The organism is Pseudoalteromonas sp. M58 (assembly GCF_042604605.1).
GTDB classification, from domain to species: Bacteria; Pseudomonadota; Gammaproteobacteria; order Enterobacterales; family Alteromonadaceae; genus Pseudoalteromonas; species Pseudoalteromonas tetraodonis.
In genome coordinates, this window is the sequence record NZ_CP152391.1 from 569,876 (window position 1) to 593,480 (window position 23,605).

At 39.9% G+C, this 23,605-nt stretch carries 18 protein-coding genes; all 18 read left to right on the top strand.

All coding sequences use genetic code 11. From position 1 onward, the window contains the following. The first annotated feature begins 3 nt into the window (after positions 1–3). Entirely contained in the window at positions 4–1,821 is a 1,818-nt protein-coding gene (locus tag AAGD16_RS17800) for a DUF885 domain-containing protein (protein ID WP_377115550.1), read from the top strand. 96 nt (positions 1,822–1,917) lie between these two features. Then, the gene (locus AAGD16_RS17805; protein WP_013463319.1) at positions 1,918–2,430 is read left to right on the top strand and encodes a YcgN family cysteine cluster protein; all 513 of its coding nucleotides are present in this window, start codon (positions 1,918–1,920) and stop codon (positions 2,428–2,430) included. Next, positions 2,430–2,945, top strand: coding sequence for an RNA methyltransferase (locus AAGD16_RS17810; RefSeq protein WP_013463320.1), 516 nt, complete (start codon positions 2,430–2,432; stop codon positions 2,943–2,945). The genes AAGD16_RS17805 and AAGD16_RS17810 overlap by 1 nt, the downstream gene beginning before the upstream one ends. 195 nt (positions 2,946–3,140) lie before the next feature. Continuing rightward, positions 3,141–4,784: a M1 family metallopeptidase gene (locus AAGD16_RS17815; RefSeq protein ID WP_377115553.1), complete on the top strand. Its 1,644-nt coding sequence runs from the start codon at positions 3,141–3,143 to the stop codon at positions 4,782–4,784. Between the two features lie 237 nt (positions 4,785–5,021). Further along, complete coding sequence (locus AAGD16_RS17820; protein ID WP_377115556.1) at positions 5,022–6,911, top strand: methyl-accepting chemotaxis protein; 1,890 nt, start codon at positions 5,022–5,024, stop codon at positions 6,909–6,911. Beyond that, the gene (locus AAGD16_RS17825; RefSeq protein ID WP_377115559.1) at positions 6,908–8,014 is read left to right on the top strand and encodes a GGDEF domain-containing protein; all 1,107 of its coding nucleotides are present in this window, start codon (positions 6,908–6,910) and stop codon (positions 8,012–8,014) included. The genes AAGD16_RS17820 and AAGD16_RS17825 overlap by 4 nt, the downstream gene beginning before the upstream one ends. Beyond that, entirely contained in the window at positions 7,992–8,612 is a 621-nt protein-coding gene (locus tag AAGD16_RS17830) for a DsbA family protein (protein WP_090494945.1), read from the top strand. The genes AAGD16_RS17825 and AAGD16_RS17830 overlap by 23 nt, the downstream gene beginning before the upstream one ends. 223 nt (positions 8,613–8,835) lie before the next feature. After that, complete coding sequence (locus AAGD16_RS17835) at positions 8,836–9,588, top strand: DUF3450 domain-containing protein (protein ID WP_016900178.1); 753 nt, start codon at positions 8,836–8,838, stop codon at positions 9,586–9,588. 10 nt (positions 9,589–9,598) lie between these two features. Then, positions 9,599–10,966, top strand: coding sequence for a MotA/TolQ/ExbB proton channel family protein (locus AAGD16_RS17840; protein WP_064663210.1), 1,368 nt, complete (start codon positions 9,599–9,601; stop codon positions 10,964–10,966). A gap of 3 nt (positions 10,967–10,969) precedes the next feature. Then, a complete protein-coding gene (locus AAGD16_RS17845) occupies positions 10,970–11,497 on the top strand; it encodes a MotA/TolQ/ExbB proton channel family protein (RefSeq protein ID WP_008111501.1) in 528 nt (175 codons plus the stop codon). 53 nt (positions 11,498–11,550) lie between these two features. Beyond that, positions 11,551–11,961, top strand: a complete 411-nt coding sequence (locus AAGD16_RS17850; RefSeq protein ID WP_008111500.1) for a biopolymer transporter ExbD — start codon at positions 11,551–11,553, stop codon at positions 11,959–11,961. A 6-nt stretch (positions 11,962–11,967) separates the two neighbouring features. Further along, positions 11,968–12,573 (top strand): energy transducer TonB, encoded by a 606-nt coding sequence (locus tag AAGD16_RS17855; RefSeq protein ID WP_377115564.1) that lies wholly within the window; start codon positions 11,968–11,970, stop codon positions 12,571–12,573. Between the two features lie 37 nt (positions 12,574–12,610). Then, complete coding sequence (locus AAGD16_RS17860) at positions 12,611–13,939, top strand: tetratricopeptide repeat protein (RefSeq protein ID WP_377115567.1); 1,329 nt, start codon at positions 12,611–12,613, stop codon at positions 13,937–13,939. 314 nt (positions 13,940–14,253) lie between these two features. Beyond that, the gene (locus AAGD16_RS17865; protein WP_028834590.1) at positions 14,254–15,855 is read left to right on the top strand and encodes a hypothetical protein; all 1,602 of its coding nucleotides are present in this window, start codon (positions 14,254–14,256) and stop codon (positions 15,853–15,855) included. Between the two features lie 93 nt (positions 15,856–15,948). Further along, on the top strand, positions 15,949–18,660 hold the full coding sequence (locus tag AAGD16_RS17870; protein WP_377115571.1) for a TonB-dependent receptor domain-containing protein: 2,712 nt from the start codon (positions 15,949–15,951) through the stop codon (positions 18,658–18,660). A gap of 202 nt (positions 18,661–18,862) precedes the next feature. Next, entirely contained in the window at positions 18,863–20,002 is a 1,140-nt protein-coding gene (gene asd / locus AAGD16_RS17875; RefSeq protein WP_028834592.1) for an aspartate-semialdehyde dehydrogenase, read from the top strand. 148 nt (positions 20,003–20,150) lie between these two features. Further along, on the top strand, positions 20,151–21,020 hold the full coding sequence (locus tag AAGD16_RS17880; protein ID WP_058156069.1) for an MBL fold metallo-hydrolase: 870 nt from the start codon (positions 20,151–20,153) through the stop codon (positions 21,018–21,020). A gap of 341 nt (positions 21,021–21,361) precedes the next feature. Next, complete coding sequence (locus tag AAGD16_RS17885; RefSeq protein ID WP_377115576.1) at positions 21,362–23,581, top strand: EAL domain-containing protein; 2,220 nt, start codon at positions 21,362–21,364, stop codon at positions 23,579–23,581. Positions 23,582–23,605 lie beyond the last annotated feature (24 nt).

Here is a 23,605-nt window from a genome sequence, read left to right on the forward strand (position 1 = left end):
TTTATGAAAGTTATTAAAATAGCACTGGTTGCCAGTAGCGTTATGTTTGCCTTAAGTGGTTGTATGAGCACCAGCTCACAATTAAACACAAATCAGCCGGTCGCGCCTGTAATAAGCGAATTATCAGCACAGCAACAGTTGGATGTGCTCGTTGCACAGTACTACGATGAGTCATTAACCTTTAATCCCTTAAGCGCCACTTATAACGGTCGCCATGAATTCGATGATCAATTCTTGCCGGTGATATCGCAGGCTAATCGTGATAAAAAAACTGCTTTTTATAAAAAATATCAACAACGTTTAACGCTAATCGATGAATCACAATTAACAGGGCAGGCGCTACTTAACTTTGAAGTATTATCGCGAGATTTAGCCCTGAAGCTTGAGGGCATGCAATATAAAGATTATTTGTTACCGATTAACCAAATGTCGGGAGCACATAATACCTTTGCTGGATTTGGTTCAGGGCAAAGTGCACAGCCCTTTAATACTGTTGCCGACTATGAGCAATTTATTAAACGTGCTGATGGTTTTGTGAAATGGTTAGCCAGTGTTGAACAATCAATGACGCAAGGTGTTAAACAAGGCGTGGTATTGCCTATGCCATTGGCTAAAAAATTATTGCCTCAGTTTAAAGTGCACGTAGTAACTAACGCAGAAGATTCATTATTTTATTCACCAATAAAGGCCATGCCCGACTCATTTTCTAATGCACAAAAACAGCAACTCACTGAGCAGTATAAAACGCTTATTTTAGATAAATTAGTCCCCGCTTATCAGCGTATGAGTGAGTTTTTACTCAACGACTATATTCCTCATGCTCGCGATTCTGTTGGTTATGCTGATTTACCTAATGGTAAAGCGTGGTACGAATATCAAATCAAGAAAAACACCACGTTGAGTTTATCAGCAGATGAAATTCATGACATTGGCTTAAGTGAAGTGTCTCGAATTTTAAGTGAAATGAAAACGGTTAAAAATACCGTGGGATTTAAAGGTGATTTAGCATCGTTTTTTGATCATTTACGTGACTCAGATGAGTTTTATTATAAAACAGCTGATGAGTTAATTGCTGCCTATGAAGATATTAAACTAAAAATAGATGCGCGTTTACCGCGCTTGTTTAATATTGAGCCTAAAGCCCCTTACATTGTTAAAGCAGTAGAAGCGTATCGTGCGCAATCGGCAGCAGGGGCATCTTATGCTGGGCCTGCACCAGATGGTTCTCGTCCGGGTATCTTTTACATTAATGCTTACAACTTAAAAGCGCAGCCTAAATTTTTACTTGAAACGCTGTCTATTCATGAAGCAGCACCTGGTCATCACTTTCAAATTGCACTGCAACAAGAAGTGGAAAGCCTGCCCGATTTTCGTAAATTTGGCGGCTACACGGTGTTTGCTGAGGGCTGGGCATTATACGCAGAGAGTCTTGGCAAAGAGCTTGGCTTATTTACCGACCCGTATATGTGGTATGGGCGTCTTAACGATGAGCAGCTAAGAGCTATGCGTTTAGTGCTTGATACAGGCTTTCATGCCAAAGGGTGGACACGTCAACAAGGCATTGACTACATGTTAGCAAACTCTTCAATGGCAAAAAGCGATGTTATTGCTGAGGTTGAGCGTTATATTGCATGGCCTGGGCAAGCATTATCGTACAAATTGGGTGAGTTTAAAATTAAAGAGCTCAGAGATTACGCCCACCAGCAGTTAGGTGAGCAATTTGATATTAAAGCCTTTCATACGCAAATATTAATAGATGGCGCATTGCCTATGCCTATCTTAGAGCAAAAAATTAAACGTTGGGTTAAATCTCAGCAGTAACATAATCGCGCAAAGTCATTATTTGAACAGGGATTGGCTTTGCGCGCTTTGCTGCAATACGTTAGAATGCGCGCTCTTAAAAGGCGCGAGAACACCATGTTTGATCAACAATTAGCAAAAACCCAATTTTGGCTTAGCAAAAGTCTCAATGAAATGAACCAGCAAGAATGGGAAGCCATTTGTGACGGATGCGGAAAGTGTTGTTTAAACACCTTTATTGACAGCGAAGACGAAGATGACTTTACCGCCACCGATCAGCTAAGAGAAGGTGAGCAACTTATATTTACCAATATTGTTTGCCAATACCTTGATAACACAACCTGTGGTTGTAGTGAATACGAAACCCGCCAAACCTTAGTGCCTTCTTGCGTTAAGCTTACCAAAGAAAACCTCAAAGACATTTTCTTTATGCCGCAAAGCTGCAGCTATCGCCGACTTCACGAAGGACGTGGATTAGCAACGTGGCATCCGTTACTTAATAACGGCGATAAAACTAAAATGCACGAGCTAAACATTTCTGTTAAAGATAAAACCGTAAAAGACTGTGACGTAAAGCTAGAAGATTTTGATTTGTATATAGCCGAGTGGCCAACCAAGGATTGCAATTAATGAGTAAATTACAAGCAAGTATTGGCTTAATTAATCCTAAAAGCCCGACCAACGTGGGGGGCGTATTACGCGCCGCAGGTTGTTATGACGCACAGCAGGTTTTTTTTACTGGCAACCGTTATTTAAACGCACAGAAATTTCATACCGATACTAAAAATGTAGTGCAACGTATTCCATTAACCGCTACCGATAATTTAGCATCAAGTAAACCACAAGGCGCTAAAGTGGTGGTCATAGAGCTAATAGAAGGGGCGACTCCCTTGCCTGAATTTACCCACCCTGAAAACGCATTTTATGTGTTTGGTCCAGAGGATGGTTCAGTGCCAAAAGACGTTTTAAAATGGTGTGATGAAGTTGTTTATATTCCAACCATAGGCTGTATGAATTTAGCAGCAACCTGTAATGTTGTTCTTTATGACCGGCTCGCCAAGCTTGGCGGTATTCAAAGTAGTGATGAAACCATTATCACTTCACGCGATACCAATAATAAAATGAAATGGCAAAAACAACCTTAAACATATTTGCTGTTTAAGGTTTATCCCTTGCTAAATGTAAAATAAAGTAACTAGTTAACTTAAAAAATAAGCAATTCGTCTGTTTTAAACACTATAAATGTAAAACTATGTAATTATATTAAAAATTATAATTATAAGAGCTTATTATTTATGTTGTTCTTGCACCATGTGATTAGGTGTTACTTGGTTGTTACATTGACATATATACTCAGTGCCTGCACCAGCAAACCTGCAAAATTAGATCCCCTCGTTGCTAATACTGGTCAACCATTATCTAGCGTGGCTCAATCAACCGATGTTATTTTCTATGATCTTAAGTTAGCCGTTTTTCCAGAAGAAAAGCAGATAGCCGGCACAGGGAAAACAGTATTTCGGGTCGTTAAAGAAACTCAGCAAATTGAACTAAAACTCGATAGTCGCTTTAGTATAAACACAGTAACAGTGGCTGATAAGAAAGCCGAATTTATCCATTCTCGTGGTGTGATCACGATTAACTTATATGAGAAAAAGTACCCTGGAGAAGTGGTTGAAGTTGCTATTAACTATTCAGGCAAGCCACATATTGCGCTTAATCCTCCATGGAGTGGTGGTTTTGTATTTAGTGAAACAAACGATGGTATACCTTGGATAGCGACAGCGGTGCAAGGTGAGGGCTGTGATTTATTTTGGCCTTGTAAAGATCACTTTAGTGACAAAGCCGATAGTATGCGTATACGGGTAACGGTACCTACTGGATTGTATGTTGCCAGTAACGGGGTACTAAAAAATGTAACTGTATTACAAAACAAGACTACCGAGTTTGATTGGTTTTTATCTGAGCCTGCGAGTGATTACAACATTGCGCTGAATATTGGCCCATTTGAGCGCATTCAACAGCAATATACCAGTATAAATGGTACTAACATTCCTGTGGAATTTTGGGTGTTACCTGAAAATAGGCAAAAAGCCAGTAATTTGCTCACCAACGATGTTTATCAACAAATGGCATTTTTTGAATCTGTGTTAGGTCCATACCCTTGGGGGCAACAAAAACTTGGCTTTGTAGAAACGCCTCATTTAGGCATGGAACATCAAACGATAAATGCTTATGGCAAAGGGTATACTCGTGACCCTAGTGGTTATGATTGGCTTATTCAGCATGAATTAGCGCATGAGTGGTTTGGTAATTTAATGACACATGAGCAATTGAATGATGCGTGGTTACATGAAGGTTTTGGCTTTTACATGCAACCGTCTTACAGTTTATATACCTTTGGTGAGGCCGCTTATAACCATGCAATGTATAAAGCCTATTTAGGGATAAAAAACTGCCAACCTATTGTTAAAGAAGGGGAGTTAAGCTCAAAAGAAGCTTTTAACTCAGATATTTATGGTAAAGGAGGCTGGACATTACACACTTTGCGTTGGTTAATTGGTGATGAGTTATTTTGGCAAGCAACACGCGAGTTAATCTACGGGAGTAGCGACACGAAAAGCCTCAGTTACCCAATTCAATCGCGATATCGCAACACGCAGCAGTTCATTGATATTGTTAATCGCATTACAAAAAAAGACTATAACTGGCTGTTTGATGTGTATTTAAAACAAGCTGCATTGCCAACACTAACCATGGAACGTCAAAATAACGTGGCGAATTTATATTGGAGCAAAAGTGAAAAAGATGCGACGCCTTTTAAAATGCCAGTACCCATTTCAGTCAATGGCCAGCTTCAAGTCTATACACCAATTGAAGGAGTCATTACCATCAAAGCTAAACCTGTTGATCATATTATTGTAGATCCACAGATGAAGGTACTTCGGCAATTACCGATCACAAGCCAGTGCCAACAAGATGAATAATTTAGATAAAGCGTTACTATGGGGATAAAATTTATCCCCATAGTGCTTTTAAACACTTATTTATCTAGCTCTGCTAGTCTAAAAATTAAACGCACTGTGGCAAAGTCATCCTTGAAAGAACTAGTTATTTATTATTATTTTTGTTCTTTAATTTCATTGAAATCATATTTGCTAAGACATTCAGTTAAAAATTTGTTAAAAAGACACTGATAATAATGATTAATACTTAAGGTACTTATGTTTAGCTCGCTTAAATTCACCTCCAAAATCACCATTGCTGCATCATTAGTGTTAGTTTTAGTGTTAGGTGTTTTCACCATAAATAATTATTTTTCAATGCGGCATCAAACTCAAGAGCAGTTATCGCTAGTACTAGAGCAAAACTCTGAGTCTGTCTCTAAAAATATTGCAAGCTGGCTAAATAATAAATTAGCGATTGTGATCTCTATCGCAAAAACATACCAAGATGACGATGCCAAGTCTTTAACGCTTTCGCAATTAAATACCGCTGAGCTTGCGGGGGATTTTAAAAATACCTACATAGGTAAATCATCGGGTACATTTATTTTAAATGATCAAAGTGTTGTACTCCCCAGCGATTTTGATGCGACAAGTCGCCCTTGGTATAAATTAGTAGAAAATAAAACAACAACGGCTTTTACAACGCCTTATATCGATGTAACGACCAACGAACTGACAATTTCTGCGGTTGCCCCTATTAATAGTAATGGTCAATTTAAAGGGGTAGCGGGGGCAGATATTGATATGCAAACCATCGCTGAAATTATTGGAGATATTGATTTTTTAGGACTCGGTTATGGTTTTTTGCTTGATAATAAAGGGCAAATATTAAGTCACCCTGATAGTAAATTAAATTCAAAAACAGTCGCTGACTTAATTGGTAAAAATGCACCGTTAGCAAGAGAATTCACCGAGTATCAAGTAGCAGGTGAAACCTCGCTGGTATCCTTTACTAAAATTCGTGGTATTGAAAACGTTGATTGGTATTTAGGTGTAGTGGTCAATAAAGATAAAGCGTATTCAAGTGTTTCTTCGTTTGGGCAAAAGGCAATTGTATTTTTAATTATTGGTATTTTAGTGATTGTTGCGTCACTGGAATTTTTACTGCGTTATTTGATGCGCCCTATGTATCGTCTCAATGATGCCATTAGAGATATTGCGCAAGGTGAGGGCGATTTAACCTGTCGGTTAAGCGTTGAAAACGATGACGAATTTGGTCAATTGAGCAATTCGTTTAATATTTTTATAGAAAAAATCCAAAATTCAATAATTCAGGTTAAATCTTCAACGCAGTTACTGGAAACGGTAGTTGCTAAATTGGTTACGCAGACAGACTCAACATTAACTATGTATGATGACCAAAGTGAGCGCACCAACAGTGTGGCGTCGGCAATTAATCAGTTTTCAGCTACCTCAACAGAAATTTCAACCAGCGCCAGTAATGCCTCGACGCTTGCCAAAGATGCAGATCAATACTGTGCTAAGAATCAACAGACCCTCACAAACAACGTTTCAAGTATTCATCAACTGTCACAAAATATAGAGCAAGCGCAAGAAACCATAAATAGTTTAGACTCGCATACCGCTAATATAGGAAATGTATTGGCAGTAATAAAAGGGGTGAGTGAGCAAACCAATCTGCTGGCTTTAAATGCGGCGATAGAAGCGGCACGTGCTGGTGAAGCGGGAAGAGGATTTGCGGTTGTTGCCGATGAAGTAAGGCAACTAGCACAGCGTACTCAGCAATCAACTCAAGAAATAGAAAACACCGTCATTGAATTACAAAAAGGTTCAAGCTCTGCCGTTGAACTTATGAAAACCAGTTTAGAAGAAAGTGAAAAAAGTGTTCAGCAAGCGGATGCGGTTGGCGATGTAATGAAACAAATAATCAGCGCGATAAAGCAAATAACCGACGCCAATCATAGTGTCGCTAACGCTACGGATGAGCAAAACCAAGTGGTTAAGTCATTACATAGTGATATTCACGTTATCAGCGACTTATCGACTCAAGGCCAATCAAACCTAAATCTTACTTTGGAAGAGTGTACCAAACTTAAGCATCAATTTAGTGACTTAGAGCGCATGGTTAAAAAATTCAAAGTATGATCAGTAAAACAAAAATAAATAAGCCAAGCTGGCTCAATTTAATCAATATTGACAGCGTTTATAGCTTTGATAAACAACGCCAAGTATTTTCGTTATTTACCATGATAGCGATTGCCTTGGTGTTAATTACCTATTTAGTAATTGCCAATCATCACGTGTATGCACCAATCCTTACTATTGCGTTAATTGTGGTTAACGTAACGATTGTAGGGTGTATTATTTATTTTATGAAAACAAAGCAGATTGATGCAATCGCCCTCATCACTTTAGTGATTGTATTTGTGATGTGCTTAGCTTTGGTATACACCGGCGGTAAAGAAAACACTGCTTTATATTGGCTAATGTTTTATCCCGTTGCTGTATTTGCCATACTGGGTGTGAAGTTTGGCGCCTGGTTAAGCAGTGCCATGTTATTGAGCTGTATTGTTATGTTGTATGGCCCTGATATGGGGCAAGTTATTTATGGCGCGGTAGAAAAGACCCGTTTTATTGCTGCATTTTCGCTGGTGTTAGTGTTTTCGTTTATCGGTGAGTATTTTCGTCACCGAAGCCACCTTGCCATTGCTGATATCACCTTAGAGCAAAAACAGCATGCTCATACCGATCAGCTTACCGGGGCGCCTAATCGTCGTTTTATTACCTCACATTTTTTAAAGCTCGCTGCTTCAAGGCCAGAACATTATTTGCCGCTGTCTATTTTACTCATTGATTTAGATAAGTTTAAACAATTAAACGACACCTACGGACATGATTTTGGTGATACGGTTTTAATTGAATTTACTAAGTTATTAGAGTCTCAGTTTCCTGCAACAGCGCTTAAAGCACGTTATGGCGGCGAAGAGTTTGTGGTTATTTTACCGCAACAAACAACCCTTGAGGCCAGCATTTTGGCCAACCGTTTTAGAGAATGTGTGCAAAACCATGTGATGCTAACCGACAAACATCAGCGAGTGTCATTAACGTGTAGTATGGGTATTGCTCAGGCTAACAGTGTAGATGATTATAATAATGCGTTAAAGCAAGCGGATCAGTATTTATACAGCGCTAAGGCGCAAGGTAGAAATAAGGTGGTATCTGTACATGATCAACACGCCTCAGAGTAAATTAATATATGTACACGACCCTATGTGTAGCTGGTGCTGGGGTTATAAACCTACATGGCAAAAGCTTGAGGCTGCCTTGGTAAACAAACTTCCCATTGAATACAGAGTGGGTGGCTTAGCTGTAGATACTGACTTGCCAATGAGTCAGGATATGCAGTTGCAACTACAAGCCATATGGCAAAAAATTAGTAGCCAGTTAGGCACAGAGTTTAACTTTGATTTTTGGCGAGACTGCCAACCTCGCCGTTCTACCTATCCCTCTTGCAGGGCCGCTTTAATTGCTCGCAGCTTCAACAAAGAACCACAGATGATAGCGGCAATACAGCAGGCATATTATTTACAGGCACAAAACCCATCGGATGAAGCGGTTTTAATTAAACTGAGCGAAATAATTGGTTTAGACGCCCGTTTATTTGCACAGTTACTTCACTCTAATGAGCTTAAGCGTCGCTTTGATGATGAGCTTAATTATGTTCGCAGTTTACCTATTCAAGGTTTTCCGTCGTTAGTATTAATACATAACAATCGCGCTTACCCTATTGCTATTAACTACACAGATTGGCGACAAACCCTGATTGAAATACAATCCTACCTGTAAACTTAATCCCACTATTTTCATCCCTGAATTGTAAAATAGGCCAATAAGGCTAATTTATTACCGTTGTCATAAAAGCGACTTTTTTACGCAACACGCTTGTCATTTTTAATCTATACACTTTCGCTCATTGAAACTATCTCGCTTTAAATTGTTTTTTATAAACGAGCTAAAGCGATTAATAAACACTAGCAAATCCGCTAATTAACGAGCAAAGGTGTATACGATGAAAGGCGTTAAACCATTAATTTTAGCTGGTATTGTAGCCGCAAGTGCAGCAGTCCACGCCAATGATTTAAACACGGTAATTGATAAAAGCAGCGAAATTAATAATTTAGCTGCGCAATCACAAACAAAAATAGACAAGATTGCAGATTCAATGCAAGGGCGTTTACAGCAATTTAAAACCCTAAATAAAGAAATAGATGGCCTAGCCGTTTATAACGCACAGCTTACCAAACAGTTAAATAATCAAATAGAAGAGATGGAGTCGATTAATTTATCGATGGATCAAGTATCGATAATTGAACGCCAAATAACCCCTTTAATGCTTCGTATGATCACCGGGCTTGAACAGTTTGTTGCCTTAGATGTGCCGTTTTTAAAGCAAGAGCGTAAGCAGCGCCTTGAATCATTAAATGCAATGATGGCGCGTGCTGATATTTCATCAAGTGAAAAATTTCGTCGTGTTTTAGAAGCTTACCAAGTTGAGGTTGACTACGGACGCACTATTGAGGCGTATACCGCATTGCTTGATGTGGATAATAAAGAACGCGAAGTCGACTTCCTACGCATTGGTCGTTTAGAGCTAATTTACCTCACCCGCGATGGTAAACAAGCAGGTAGTTGGGATCAGCAGTCACAGTCGTTTGTTGCGCTACCAGATTCAACCATAAGCCAAATTAATAAAGGGCTTCGCATTGCTCGCAAACAACTTGCCCCCGATATGTTAACACTGCCAATTCACGCTGCAGAATAAGAGGTTTACCATGAAATTATTAACGAAAATGACAAAAATGGCCGTGTTTGCAGCCAGCTTAAGCTTTGTGGGCACCAGCATTGCCGCTGAGCCGATGAATTTAGATGCCTTATTAAAAACCTTAGAGCAGGGTAAATCAGCGCAATCAGAGCAAAATAAACAACGTGAACAAGAATTTGCAGCACGCCAAAATGAACAAGTGCAAATGCTTAAAAACACCCAAGCTAAACGTAACCAAATGCTTAGCGAGTCAGAGCGTTTAGAGACGCAATTTGAAGAAAACGAAATTAAATTGGCTAATCTAACTGATACCTTATCAAAGCGTATGGGTTCATTAAAAGAGCTATTTGGTGTGCTACAACAAGTCGCTGGCGATTCAAGTAACAAGTTTGCTACCTCTGTGGTATCGGCACAGTTACCTGGGCGTAGTACTTTTATGGACGAATTGGCGCAAAAAATGGGTTCAACTTCAAAGCTTGCGTCTATTGAAGATATAGAAAAGGTTTGGTTTGAGCTACAACGCGAAATGACCGAACAAGGAAAAGTAAGCCGCTTCAGTACTGATGTAATTGTTGACGGTGGCAATAAAGTACAAAAAGAAGTGGTACGTGTGGGTGCATTTAACCTTATTAGTGACGGTCAGTACTTAGAGTATACACCGGCCACCAATACCATTAGCCAGCTTACTCGTCAACCAAGTAGCCGCTTTACTGCGACTGCGGCTGATTTGCAGCAAGCAAACACGGGTGTTGTACCGTTTGCGCTTGACCCAACAGGCGGCTCAATTTTAGGTTTGTTAGTACAAGCCCCTGATACCAGCGAGCAAGTTCATCAAGGTGGTGCGGTCGGTTACGTTATTTTAGGCGTTGGTTTATTAGCGTTATTAATTGCGCTAGAGCGTTTTGTATCGCTCATGCTGATGGGTGGAAAAATCCGTCGTCAATTAAAAGACGATACAGCCCGTGATGACAACCCGTTAGGGCGCGTCATGAAAGTGAAAGATCAATACCCAAATGTGGCCTACGACACGCTTGAACTTAAGTTAAGCGAAGCCATTTTACGCGAAATGCCAAAAATCACCCGTAATTTAACGCTTATTAAAATTATCTCTGTAGTAGCGCCATTGCTGGGCTTACTCGGTACAGTAACCGGGATGATTAATACCTTCCAAGCAATTACTTTATTTGGTACTGGCGACCCTAAACTAATGGCGGGCGGTATTTCGCAAGCCCTAGTTACTACGGTATTAGGTCTTGTTGTTGCCATTCCAACGGTGTTTTTATACACCTTATTGAATACTCGCTCAAAAGGTTTACTGCTTATTTTACAAGAACAAAGTGCAGGTATTATTGCCGAGCGAAGCGAGAAAGGAGCCTAAACCATGGTGCTATTGATTGATTCAATCAATGCTATCCGTGATTTTCTCGACACGGGTGGCCAAGTGCTCTTGGTCATTGCCGTGTTAATTTTCGCGATGTGGTTATTGATACTCGAGCGATTTATGTACTTTTTTAATGGCTATCGACACTACAAAAAAGACGTTAAAAATACGTGGAAAACGCGCAGTGAACGCAACAGCTGGAACGCAGAGCAAATACGTCAAGCCATGGTGTCACGCGCCAGCATGCGTTTAAACGCAAACTTACCGCTGATTAATGTAATGGTGGCGCTGTGTCCACTATTAGGATTGCTTGGCACAGTTACAGGGATGATAGAAGTCTTTGATGTAATGGCCATTACAGGTACAGGCAGTGCACGCTCTATGGCATCAGGTGTGTCAAAAGCAACCATACCGACAATGGCAGGAATGGTCGGTGCGTTATCTGGGGTGTTTGCCTCAACCTATTTACAACGAAAAGCAAAGCGTGAAGTTGAATTGTTGCAAGACACTATGGTGTTAGACCACTAAATAATTATTGAAAAGCGGTGAACATAATCACCGCTTATTCTAGGAGAAATAAAATGAGAGCCCCATTAGGTAATTTATTCCAAGAAGACGAAGCAGAAGAAATAAACATGACTCCTATGCTGGATGTTGTATTTATTATGCTTATTTTCTTTATCGTGACAGCCTCGTTTGTTAAAGAAGCGGGTATTGATGTAAACCGCCCAGAAGCGGCAACCGCAGTTAAAAAAGAGCGGGCTAACATATTAGTGGCCATTTCAGATCAAGGCGAAATTTGGATCAATAAACGTCAAATTGATGTACGCGCTGTACAAGCCAACATTGAGCGCTTAAAAGCTGAAAATCCGCAAGGTAGTGTAGTTATTCAGGCCGATAAAAAAGCCACCACAGAAACCTTGATAAAAGTCATGGATGCCTCGCGTGCAGCGGGTGTATTTGATGTTTCAATAGCGGCTCAAGAAGGGTAACGAGTGATGCGTTATGTACTTGCGTTAATTATAGCGGGTGTGGTGACCTTTATGCTGTTTTTAGGTATGCAGGCATTGATCACCGGTGGTGAAGGCGCCATGACGGAGCCTGCCAAAGGGAATGTGTTAGATTTTGTCCGTTTGAAAAAAGAAGAAACGGTACAAAAAAAGGAGCGTAAACCACAAAAGCCGCCAACGCCTAAAGAGCCACCACCGCCAATAGAATCGCCACAAATGCAAAGTAGCGATAACAACGCTGCTAGCAACAACTTTGATTTTGCTGCCAATGTTGATGCGGATGTAAATCTAGCGGGTGGATTAGCGTTAGAAACCAGTGATGGTGAGTATTTACCCATAGTAAAAGTGGCACCAGTATACCCAAGGCGTGCGTTATCGCGTGGTATTGAAGGGTATGTCATTGTTGAATTTACAGTGACAAAGCAAGGCACAGTGAAAGACCCGCAAGTTATTATGGCCGAGCCAGAGTCATTGTTTGACAGAGCAGCGATGGATGCGGCCCTTAAGTTTAAATATAAACCGCGCGTGGTTAATGGTGAAGCCGTTGAAGTAGCCGGTGTGCAAAATAAAATTTCTTTTCAAATTAATGGTTAATTCTGTTAAGTAAGCAAAGAATGAAAGTGAGGCAATTATGAAATTAAAACTAACAACCAAGCTATTAAAGCTAAGTATGCTGTGCACTGTTGCAATCAGTGCCAGTATTGTTACACCAAGTGCATTAAGTGTACTTCCGGGTGTAAATTTGGCGACAGTACAGGCCGCTGAACAGCAAAAAACAACACGAGTACCCGCACTGCGTGAAAAAGTATACAGCCAATTGGCTCGCGCCCAAAAACTTGCGGATGATGGCGACAGTAAAGCGGGCTTGGCTGCGCTTGACAGCATACAAGCGCGCTCATCAAGTATGAACTCTTATGAAATTGCGATGATGCATAACTTTTATGGGTTTATTTATTACAATGAAAACGACCTTGTAAAAGCGATTGCTTCATTTGAAAAAGTGATTGCCGAAGACGGTATTCCAGAAACACTACGCCTGAGCACAACATTCAGCCTAGCGCAGCTTGCTATGGCTAACAGTGACTATAAAAAGGTGATTGCATTTTTAGACAAATGGGATGCTATAAACACTAAGCCTAAAACCGACGCCTATTATTTATTAAGGGCGCAAACCTACTATCAATTAAAAGACTATGAGCAAGGTCTGAGTTACATTACGCAAGCCATTAACTTAAGTGATAGCGAAGGCAAAGTACCCAAAGAAAACTGGCTGGTACTGCAACGCGCTATGTATTACTCACTTAACCAAACCGATAAAGTAGTGAGCGTACTTGAGCGTATGGTAAAGCTTTACAATAAACCTGAGTATTGGGTGCAATTAGCCGGTATGTATGGTGAAACTGGGCAAGAAAAACAGCAGCTTAGTGTTTTAGAGGCTGCTTATCAGCAAGGATTTTTAACCTCTAAATCTGACTTAAGGCAGCTTGCGCAGGTATATTTATATAATCAGCTTGCTTATAAAGCAGCCAGTGTAATGAGTAAAGCAATAGAGCAGGGGATTGCTGAATCAACTGCTAAAAATTATGCCTTTGTAGCCGAGGCCATGGTACAAGCTAAAGAAGATGCTAAGTCGATTAGTTACTTTACCAAAGCTGCAGAGCGTTCAGAGCATGGTAAATACGATCAGCGCTTGGCTGAAGTGTATGTAAACACAGAGCAGTATGACGAAGCTGCCGATGCAGCGCGAATGGCACTGGATAAAGGCGGCCTTGATTTTGAATCAAATGCGTTTGTTGCTTTAGGGATGGCGCAATACAATTTACAAAATTTTGATGCGTCTATCCTTGCGTTTGAACAAGCCGAAAAGCACAAAAAGTCGCAACGTTTAGCCCAGCAATGGATCAAATATGTAAAACGCGAAAAAGTGCATGCGCAAACATTAAAAACAGCACTGCTTTAATTTTTATAGTGCGATTATTAGTTCTTAATTGACGCACTAAAAACCATTTCATAATTGCACTACTCAAACCACACTAACATTCGGTTAGTGTGGTTTTTTTGCTTGCATTTTTAAAATAACTAATTGATTCTTAATTAATTAACATTGTCATTTTATGTTTATTAAAGTGTAACTTCATTGTCATATCACTCCCGTATTGTACTTCGTATTCGATAACTCAAGTGACCTTAATGCATGAGTATCGTGCCTTAAAGTGACTTAAGTTATTACTTAATGCGCTAACACAATAATTAAATACTTTTACGGAGTGAACAATGAAATTATCTGGCTTATTCAAAATCAGCTTAGTGGCTACAGCAATGACACTTGCTGGTTGTGGTGGTGATATAGAAATTACACCAACCGTTAATGATAACAGCACCAGTACAGACAACAGTGTTAATAATTCTAATAACAACACCGGTTCAACAACTGATGATGAGGCTGTATGTGCAAGCTATGAATCAGATGCAGGCACGGTAACAGGTGTGGTCAGTGGTATAGATTGCTTATACAACGATTCATTTTCAAGTAAAACTATTTCAATTACTAACAACATTACATTTAAAGAGTTACCTGGCGGTGGTGTACATGTATTTGCTGATGCCCTGCAAATTGGTGAAGATGGCAACACAGTTGATGGCTTTTCTATTCCAACTAATGGCCCAACTATGACTGTAGAGCCTGGCGCAACGCTTGCGTTTCAATCAGGTGAAGCGATTTTACGTATTGCACGTGGTGCAAAAATTCAAGCCGTGGGTACAGCAGAAAAGCCAGTAGTATTTACCTCAGCTAATGCCTTTGACCGTTTTGATACAGCTGGTGAAGGTGCACGTTATGCTGACTGGGGTGGCATTATCATTAATGGTCAAGGTATTACTGACCAATGTACAGATGCAGAGCGTGATGGCGGTACATGTAACGTAGCCTCTGAAGGTATAACAAGCTACTTTGGTGGTAACGATAATAGCGATTCAAGCGGTAATATTAAATGGGCTAAAGTATGGTATGCAGGCTCTGGCCCTCGCGTAGGTGGTGAAGGCGATGATTTAAATTCATTAACACTTAATGCTGTTGGTTCAGGCTCTGAGTTTGATTACATTCATATTCACCAAGGCTTTGATGACGGTATTGAAATCTTTGGTGGTGCAACCACGCTTAAGCATATTGCAGTGACTGATACTCAAGATGATTCGTTTGACTTTGATGCCGGTTGGCAAGGTAAGGCGCAGTACTTATTTGTTCAACACGGTACGGTAACGCTTAACGATGGTTCTGTGGTTAATATGGGTAATAATGGTTTTGAGTCTGACGGCGTTAAAGGTTCATCTTCTGCTCAAGTGTCACCTTCAAACCCGATGGTTGCTAATGTGACTGTGATTACTACTGATGGCAATTCAGTTCGTGATGATGACCCTTCACAAGCCTACAAGTTTGATGATCAATTTAATTCAAGCATTTATAACGCGTTAATTGTTAAGAAAAACGCAGTTAATACACAATGTATCGAATTCTCGGGTGATGGTGAAAAGCAAGCCGATAACATTTCTTTTACTAGCTCAGTAATGGCATGTTCAAATAATTTCGCTAATACAGATACCTTTGCTGGTGGTCCGCTTGCAGGACAAACTAAAACAGCATGGTTTGAAAATGGCGGTGCGAGTGAAATTTTAACAGATGATGTCTCTGTACTTGCTGCTAATGGTTTTGCTACTAATACGGCTTCTACAGATGTGAGCGTTACAGCCACTGATTTAAGTACAACAGATTCGTTCTTTGAATCGGTAAATTACATCGGTGCCGTATCGGACCAGGATACAACGTCAAATTGGTATAAATGGGTTGAAGCAGCAGTAGCCGCGGCTAACGCAGACTAATTTAGCACTATTTATAAACTTCTGAAGGCGCCTTGGAGCTTGCATAATAAGCGTTTGGCGCCTCTTTTGTATAATCTGATCAGGATGTATCTTATGTCTAAAAAGCATAGACTTAATCAAATTACATGGGCGATTGGTTTAGGGCTGTGTGCCCAATCTGTAAGCCTATTTGCTGCGCAAAATGATGTTGATGTAGCCCAAGAAATAGAAGAAGTAGTGGCAGTAGGTACGCGCTTACAAGGCAGTGCTGCTGCTGTGGTTGAAGAGCGAAAAAATCAAGCCTTTGTAGCCGATATTTTAGGCTCAGAGCAATTAGCACGTACTGGCGATAGCGATGCCGCTTCTGCCCTTAGGCGTGTAACCGGTTTGACCCTCGTTGATGGCAAGTTCATTTATGTGCGTGGTTTAGGTGAACGTTATTCGAGCGCACGTTTAAATGGCGCGTACATACCCAGCCCCGATTTAACCCGTAACGTGATCCCGCTTGATATTTTTCCTGCTAGTATTATTTCTAGCATGGCGGTACAAAAAGCTTACTCACCAAATATGCCCGCAGCGTTTGGTGGCGGTAATATTGACATTAGAACCAAAACTGCACCGAGCGAATTTACTGCGGGTGTAGAAGTGGGTGTTGGTTATAACACCGCGGCAAGCGACGGCTTTACTTACAACCGTAAAGAAAGCGGGCTACCTGATACCTTATCTTCTGCAATAACACAGTACCGTGGTGATTTTGGTATTGGTAACATAGTAAAACGCGATGGCTTAGTCGATGGTGACACAACACGTGCAGAGCAAGCGACTGCGATTAATAACGAATTACTCAAGTCGTTACCGCGTGGTTATGAGTTAAAAGAAGATTCTCTCGATCCACAATACAATATAAAAGCGCATTATGGTGATAGTTTTAGCGAATCTTACTTTGGCGGTAAGCTAGGCTTTATGCTTTCTGGCGCTTATAAAAATGAGTGGGATTTTGAAGACCGATTTAGCTCAGTGATAAGCCAAGATTTAAAAAATGAAGACGGTAAAATTGACTGTACGACAGCGCTAAATACTGCAGATGATGTCGCAAATTCATGTTTTAATACTGTAAAAAATTCCCAAGTGACCACAGAAAACGAGCGTTATAATGCGTCATTTAGCATAGGCTATACCTTAGGTACTCACAGTATATCAGCGCAGCAGCTTTACATTATTGATAATGAAGATGAGTCTGAAATTGCGATTTCGCAGAGTCCAGCGGGTAGTTCAACATTTAGTATTGCAGGGGATGGGGTCGCTAATCGTAACCATACTTTTAACTACGAAGAGCGACAACTCAATATTACCCAGTTTATTGGTCAGCACACCTTTTTAGATTACATGGGGATTGGTGCTGATTGGCAGTATACCGAAGCGAAAGCAACCACGGATATTCCGACGAATGCTGATTTTGAATTTCGCGATGAGTACAACACCGACGGGTCGTATGCAGGTTCTCAAATCACGGGTGATGATAATCGTGTGATTATGTCATACACCAACATGGAAGAACGAGTTAAGTCTTACAGTGGTAATTTAAACTTACCGCTTAGCTTTGACAGTATGGATGTTGAGTTTAAAGTAGGGTATGACTTCTCAGATAGAGCGCGTATTTTTAATACCTCAAGTTTTGCTATTAATAACAGTGGCGGTGCTGGTATCACTATAAATGATGGCAGTGATAATGCGCTAAATAATAGCGGGTATCTAAGCGATGAATTTATTAATAATAACGCGATACTGGTTGATTTTAACGAGCCAACAGCTCCTGATGCGGATGATTACCTAGCAGGACAAAAAGTAGATGCGGGTTACGCCTCGTTTGATGTGTTTTATGATCAATGGCTACGCATTAGCGGTGGTGTACGCTATGAACAATTTAAACAAACGTCTATTGGTACATCTAGCCTAATATTTGATCAAGATGACTTAAATACTTTCTACGACCCTGAAAAAATTCAAGCAGGCTCTATTGTTTCCGACGATTGGTACCCTGCGCTTTCTGTCACCTATGTAGGCGCTGATAACTACCAAATACGTGCAGGCTATGGTGAAACGGTAGTTCGTCCGGATTTTCGTGAAGTGGTACCGGTTACTTACTTTGACCCACTTACCGATATTAGAACATTTGGCCGTACAGGGCTTAAAAGTAGCCCAATTAAAAACTATGACCTACGTTATGAATATTACGGTGAAGCCGGTAATTCGTTTAGTGTGGCTGCCTTTTACAAAGATATTACTTCACCCATTGAAACGGTTCTAAATATTGGCGATGAAGACTATTCAGCCTCATTTATCAATGGTGAAACCGCTGAGGTCTACGGTATAGAAGCTGAATGGTTGCAAGATCTTACGTTTTTATCTGAAGGGTTATTTACCAGTGGTAATATAACTTTGAGTGATTCAGAAGCGTCTATCGATCCTGCGCTTGCGGGCACCTTAACTAACCCTAAAAAACGTATGACGGGTCACTCAGAGTACGTAGTTAATTTACAACTTAACTACGATTCACTCGACGGAATGCACAGTAGTTCTTTGGTTTATAACGTATTTGGTGAACGTATTTTAGCAGCAGGTGTTGCGAGTCGAGATGATGCTTATGAGCAGCCATTTCATTCACTTGATTTAGTTTATACCTTTTACCCTGACTTTAACTCTAAGGTGAAGTTTAAAGTTAAAAACCTACTTAATGAAGATCAGGAAGTATCGCAATCAGATATTATTGTTCGCTCTAAAGAAGTCGGTATGAACTTTGATATTAGTTATAGTTACGAGTTTTAAGTAAAAGCCCAAGGATAGGATTTATAACAACGCCTAACTACTGATTAGCCCTGTATTTTATACAGGGCTTTTTTATGTGTATGAAAAATATTTAAGTTACAGTTTATTGACTAGTTTTAGCGTGCTGGTGGTGTTAGCTTAGGGCTGTAAAAATTAAATCTCACGCAATGAATTTTTAATTTTTAATGTATAGGCTCCTTTTATGAATCAAACAGTGGAACAAACAATGAAAAAAGTAGGATTAGTCGGATGGCGCGGCATGGTAGGCTCAGTGTTACTAGAGCGAATGGAACAACAACATGATTTTGCACATATCGACACCACCTTTTTCACCACCTCACAAGCAGGTCAGCTTGGCCCTGAGTTAGCGGGTGCAGCTAAACCGCTTTTAGATGCCAGCGATATTTCTGAGCTTGCAAAAATGGACATTATTGTTACCTGTCAGGGTGGCGATTATACCAATGCGGTGTATCCAAAATTACGTGAATCAGGTTGGGATGGCTATTGGATAGATGCAGCCTCTGCACTGCGTATGAGTGACGACAGTATTATCGTACTTGACCCTGTTAACAAAGATGTCATTGAACAAGGGCTAGAGCAAGGCGTTAAAACCTTTGTAGGTGGTAACTGCACGGTTTCACTTATGCTACTAGCGCTGGGTGGTTTATTTGAGCAAGACCTAATCGAATGGGTAAGCCCAATGACTTACCAAGCAGCATCGGGCGCGGGTGCACGCAATATGAAAGAACTCATAGCTCAAATGGGGGCTATTCATGCAAGTGTTGCACAGCAACTAGATAACCCAAGTTCAGCTATTTTAGAAATTGATAAAATAGTCAGCGAAAAAATGGCATCAAGCGATTTGCCACAAGACCAGTTTGGTGTGCCACTGGCGGGTAGCTTAATCCCATGGATTGATGTGCCTATGCCAAGCGGTCAATCAAAAGAAGAGTGGAAAGCGCAAGTTGAAGCCAACAAAATCTTAGGCTCATCTAAACAACCTGTGCCTATTGATGGTTTATGTGTACGCATTGGTGCAATGCGTTGTCATAGCCAAGCGATGACCATTAAATTACGTGAAGACATTAGCGTAGAAAAAATAGAAGAAATTTTAGCCTCGCACAATGAGTGGGTTAAAGTAATTCCTAATGAGCGTGACATTACCAGTACCGACTTAACCCCAGTTAAAGTAACCGGTACGTTAAGTATACCTGTTGGCCGTATTCGCAAACTCGCCATGGGGCCAAAATATATTAGCGCTTTTACCGTAGGCGATCAGCTTTTATGGGGTGCAGCAGAGCCACTGCGTCGTATGTTACGTATTATTGTTGATAATAAATAATATTTACTTTGAGGGTTAGCATTGGCTAGCCCTTTTTATTTAATAATTAAATCGCTAATATCTTCATGGCCTTTACCAACGTTTATATTATTGCTTCCGGTCATTTTTATTAATTCAAGTGATGAGTTCAGACTTATTGGAGAATATTATGCACAGTAAATTTCATGTTCACGCATTTCTTGATGACGATAGCGAAACCTTTAGTTATGTTGTTTCTGATAGTAACTCTCAGCAAGCAATCTTGATTGATCCCGTTTTAAATTTTGATTATAAATCAGGTCGCAGCTGTGAATCAGGCGCCAAAAAAATCGGCGAGTACCTTCAAAGCCATTCTCTTTCATTAGAGTGGGTTCTCGAAACACATGCTCATGCCGATCATATCTCTGCAGCTCCTTATTTTAAAAAACACTTTGGTGCTAAAATCGCCATAGGTGAACATATCAAAACGGTACAACAAAGCTTTAAGGCGCTATTTAATCTTGAAAAAGAATTTTTACCCAATGGGGCTGATTTTGACCGACTATTAAAAGATGGAGATAGTTTTAATGTTGGCCAGTTATCAATACGAGTGATGCACACACCGGGGCATACACCCGCCGACTTAGTTTACATTATAAATGAAGAGGCCATTTTTGTTGGTGATACGATTTTTATGCCTGACGTAGGCACAGCAAGGTGTGACTTTCCAGGTGGTAGCTCTGAAACATTATACGATTCAATCCAGAAACTACTCTTGATGCCCGATGAGGCAACAATTTATGTATGCCATGATTATCCGACTGAAAAACGAAATCACCGTTTTGCGGTCACAGTAAAAGAACAAAAAGAAACAAATATTCATGTAAAGACTAAAATAAGCAAAGAGCAGTTTGTTGAAATGCGCGATAGCCGTGACGAAGAATTACCTATGCCTCGCTTAATTTTACCTGCTATTCAAATGAATATTAGAGCTGGCAACCCACCTCCCGCTGAAGATAACGGCATAAGCTACCTTAAAATTCCCTTAAACCAATTATAGTTCAATATCATAATGATTATTCGGATAGAGTAATAAGCACAAGTAAATTTATTGTATTTAGATGAGCGCTTAACCATCTCTCATACCTGAATATAGCATGGTTATTTTTATAAAATAGGCGTGATAATTTTACGTTGCAACATCGTATAACTACCTAATAATTATGATAAGTTGCTTAAATCCGTTTTAATGCCTACTATCAATGCTCAACTAAACACTCGTTTGACTCTGTATAATAATTTCATCGCAAAATGCTATTTAAATGTTGCATTTATTCGCCAGTTTTACGCATAAACCTGACTACAGGTTTTTTATGATATTTATATTCTTGGGAAGCATAAATGAATAGCATTGAGCAACTTCAGTCTGAATTAGCTATCGCACATTCTCGAATATCTGAGCTAGAAACAAGCTCAGCCCAAAGCCATATCTTTTTAAATATTTTTAATTCCTCGCCTTTGCCTTTTGCATTAAATGACGTATATGGAAATATTATTAATGTAAACCCCATGTTTACAAGGCTTTATGGTTATAAACTTAGCGATATTCCCACACTAAATGATTGGTGGCCCAAAGCCTACCCAAACCCTAAATACCGTGAATGGGTGATTAGTTCATGGGAAAAAAACACTGAGCGAGCAAAAAAAACAAATACCGACTTTGAACCTATAAAGTTAGATGTACATTGCAAAAATGGTGCACAACGAACCGTGCTTGCCAGCTGTGCGCCCTTAACCGATTTTGAGCAAATGTATTTGGTGATTTTTTACGATATTACTGATTTAACGCAGGCAAATAGTAAAATAAATATATTATCTGACTCATTGACGCAAATGACTCTTTCATTAGAGCAGCAACATAAAGAACTTATTCTCGAAAAAGAAAAAGCGCTAGCCAATGAAGAGCGTTTGAGTTTAGCTATGCAAGGCGCAAATGATGGCTTATGGGATTGGGATATAGCCAACGATAAAATGTATTACTCACCCCGCTGGAAATCAATGTTAGGTTATGCAGAGGACGAGCTGGTTGATCATTTCTCAACCTGGGAAGGCTTATTACACCCTGACGACCTAGAACAAACGCTTGCGCAGATCCAATCTTTTATAGATGCGAAAATAAAAAAATATGAAGTCGAATTTAGAATGCGCCATAAAGACGGCCATTATATCAATATTTTATCTCGTTCTTTCATGGTTGAAAGTGAAGAAGGGGAGATCACCCGTTTAGTCGGTACTCATATTGATATTACAGCACGAAAAAAATCAGAGGAAAAACTCAGTTATCAGTCTACTCATGACTCACTAACGGGGTTGCTAAATCGCAGAGAGTTTAAACGTCGAACAGAGCTACTACTTGCTGTTCCTGCTCATAACCGGCCTGTTCATGCTTTATGTTATATGGATCTCGATCAATTTAAAGTTGTAAACGATACTTGCGGTCACTCAGCGGGTGATGAATTACTTCGCCAACTTAGTTTTATTCTGGAAAAAGCTGTTCGGCAATCAGACATAGTGGCGCGCCTTGGCGGAGATGAATTTGCTATTTTAATGGAGGATTGCTCGTTTAGTGATGCGCACCGCATAACACTCTCTATTCAAAGCGCTATTGAGGACTTTCAATTTATATGGGAAGGGCGAAGTTTTCGTATTGGTGCCAGTATAGGGCTAATGCAAATTACAGAAAAAGCACTCGACTTTATCGAAGTGTTAAAAGTAGCCGATGTAGCCTGCTACATTGCAAAGGATAAAGGGCGAAATCGTATTCACGTACATTATGAAAACGATAAAGAATTGGTACAAAGGCAAAGTGAAATGCTGTGGGTAAACCGCATTCAATACGCGATTGATGAAGACAGCTTTCGCCTGTATGCACAAGCAACTGAGCCACTGACCAGTGATTCAAATAAACATTACGAACTGTTACTAAGAATGATTGATGAGCATGATAATGTTATATCGCCTGGTGCATTTTTACCCGCAGCCGAGCGTTATCATTTAATTGTAAAAGTGGACAGATGGGTTGTTAAAAACGCCTTTAGTTTAATTGTTCGTAACGCTGCTTTTCTTAGAAATATTAATTTTGTTTCTATTAATCTTTCAGGGCAATCGCTGACTGATGAGAGTTTTCTTGATTTTATTATCGAGCAACTACAAACGCTAGGGGTAAACAGTCATAAAATTTGTTTTGAAATTACAGAGACGGCAGCTATTTCAAATTTAGAGCTTGCAGGAAAGTTTATTAATAAGCTGAAAAAGTTTGGATGTCGTTTCGCACTTGATGATTTTGGTAGTGGGTTATCATCGTTTGGTTACCTTAAAAATCTTAAAGTTGATTACCTAAAAATTGATGGCATTTTCGTTAAAGATATCGCAAGTGACCCAATAGATCATGCTATTGTTAAAGCTATTAATGAAATAGGTCAAATTATGGGGATGAAGACAATTGCTGAATTTGTTGAAACCGAGCAAATTAAGTCTATCTTAAAACAAATGGGAGTCGATTACGTTCAAGGTTATGCTATCCATAAACCACAGTCCTTGAGTGAACTATTTGAAAAGTAACCTCCCATCTTTATTAATTAAATG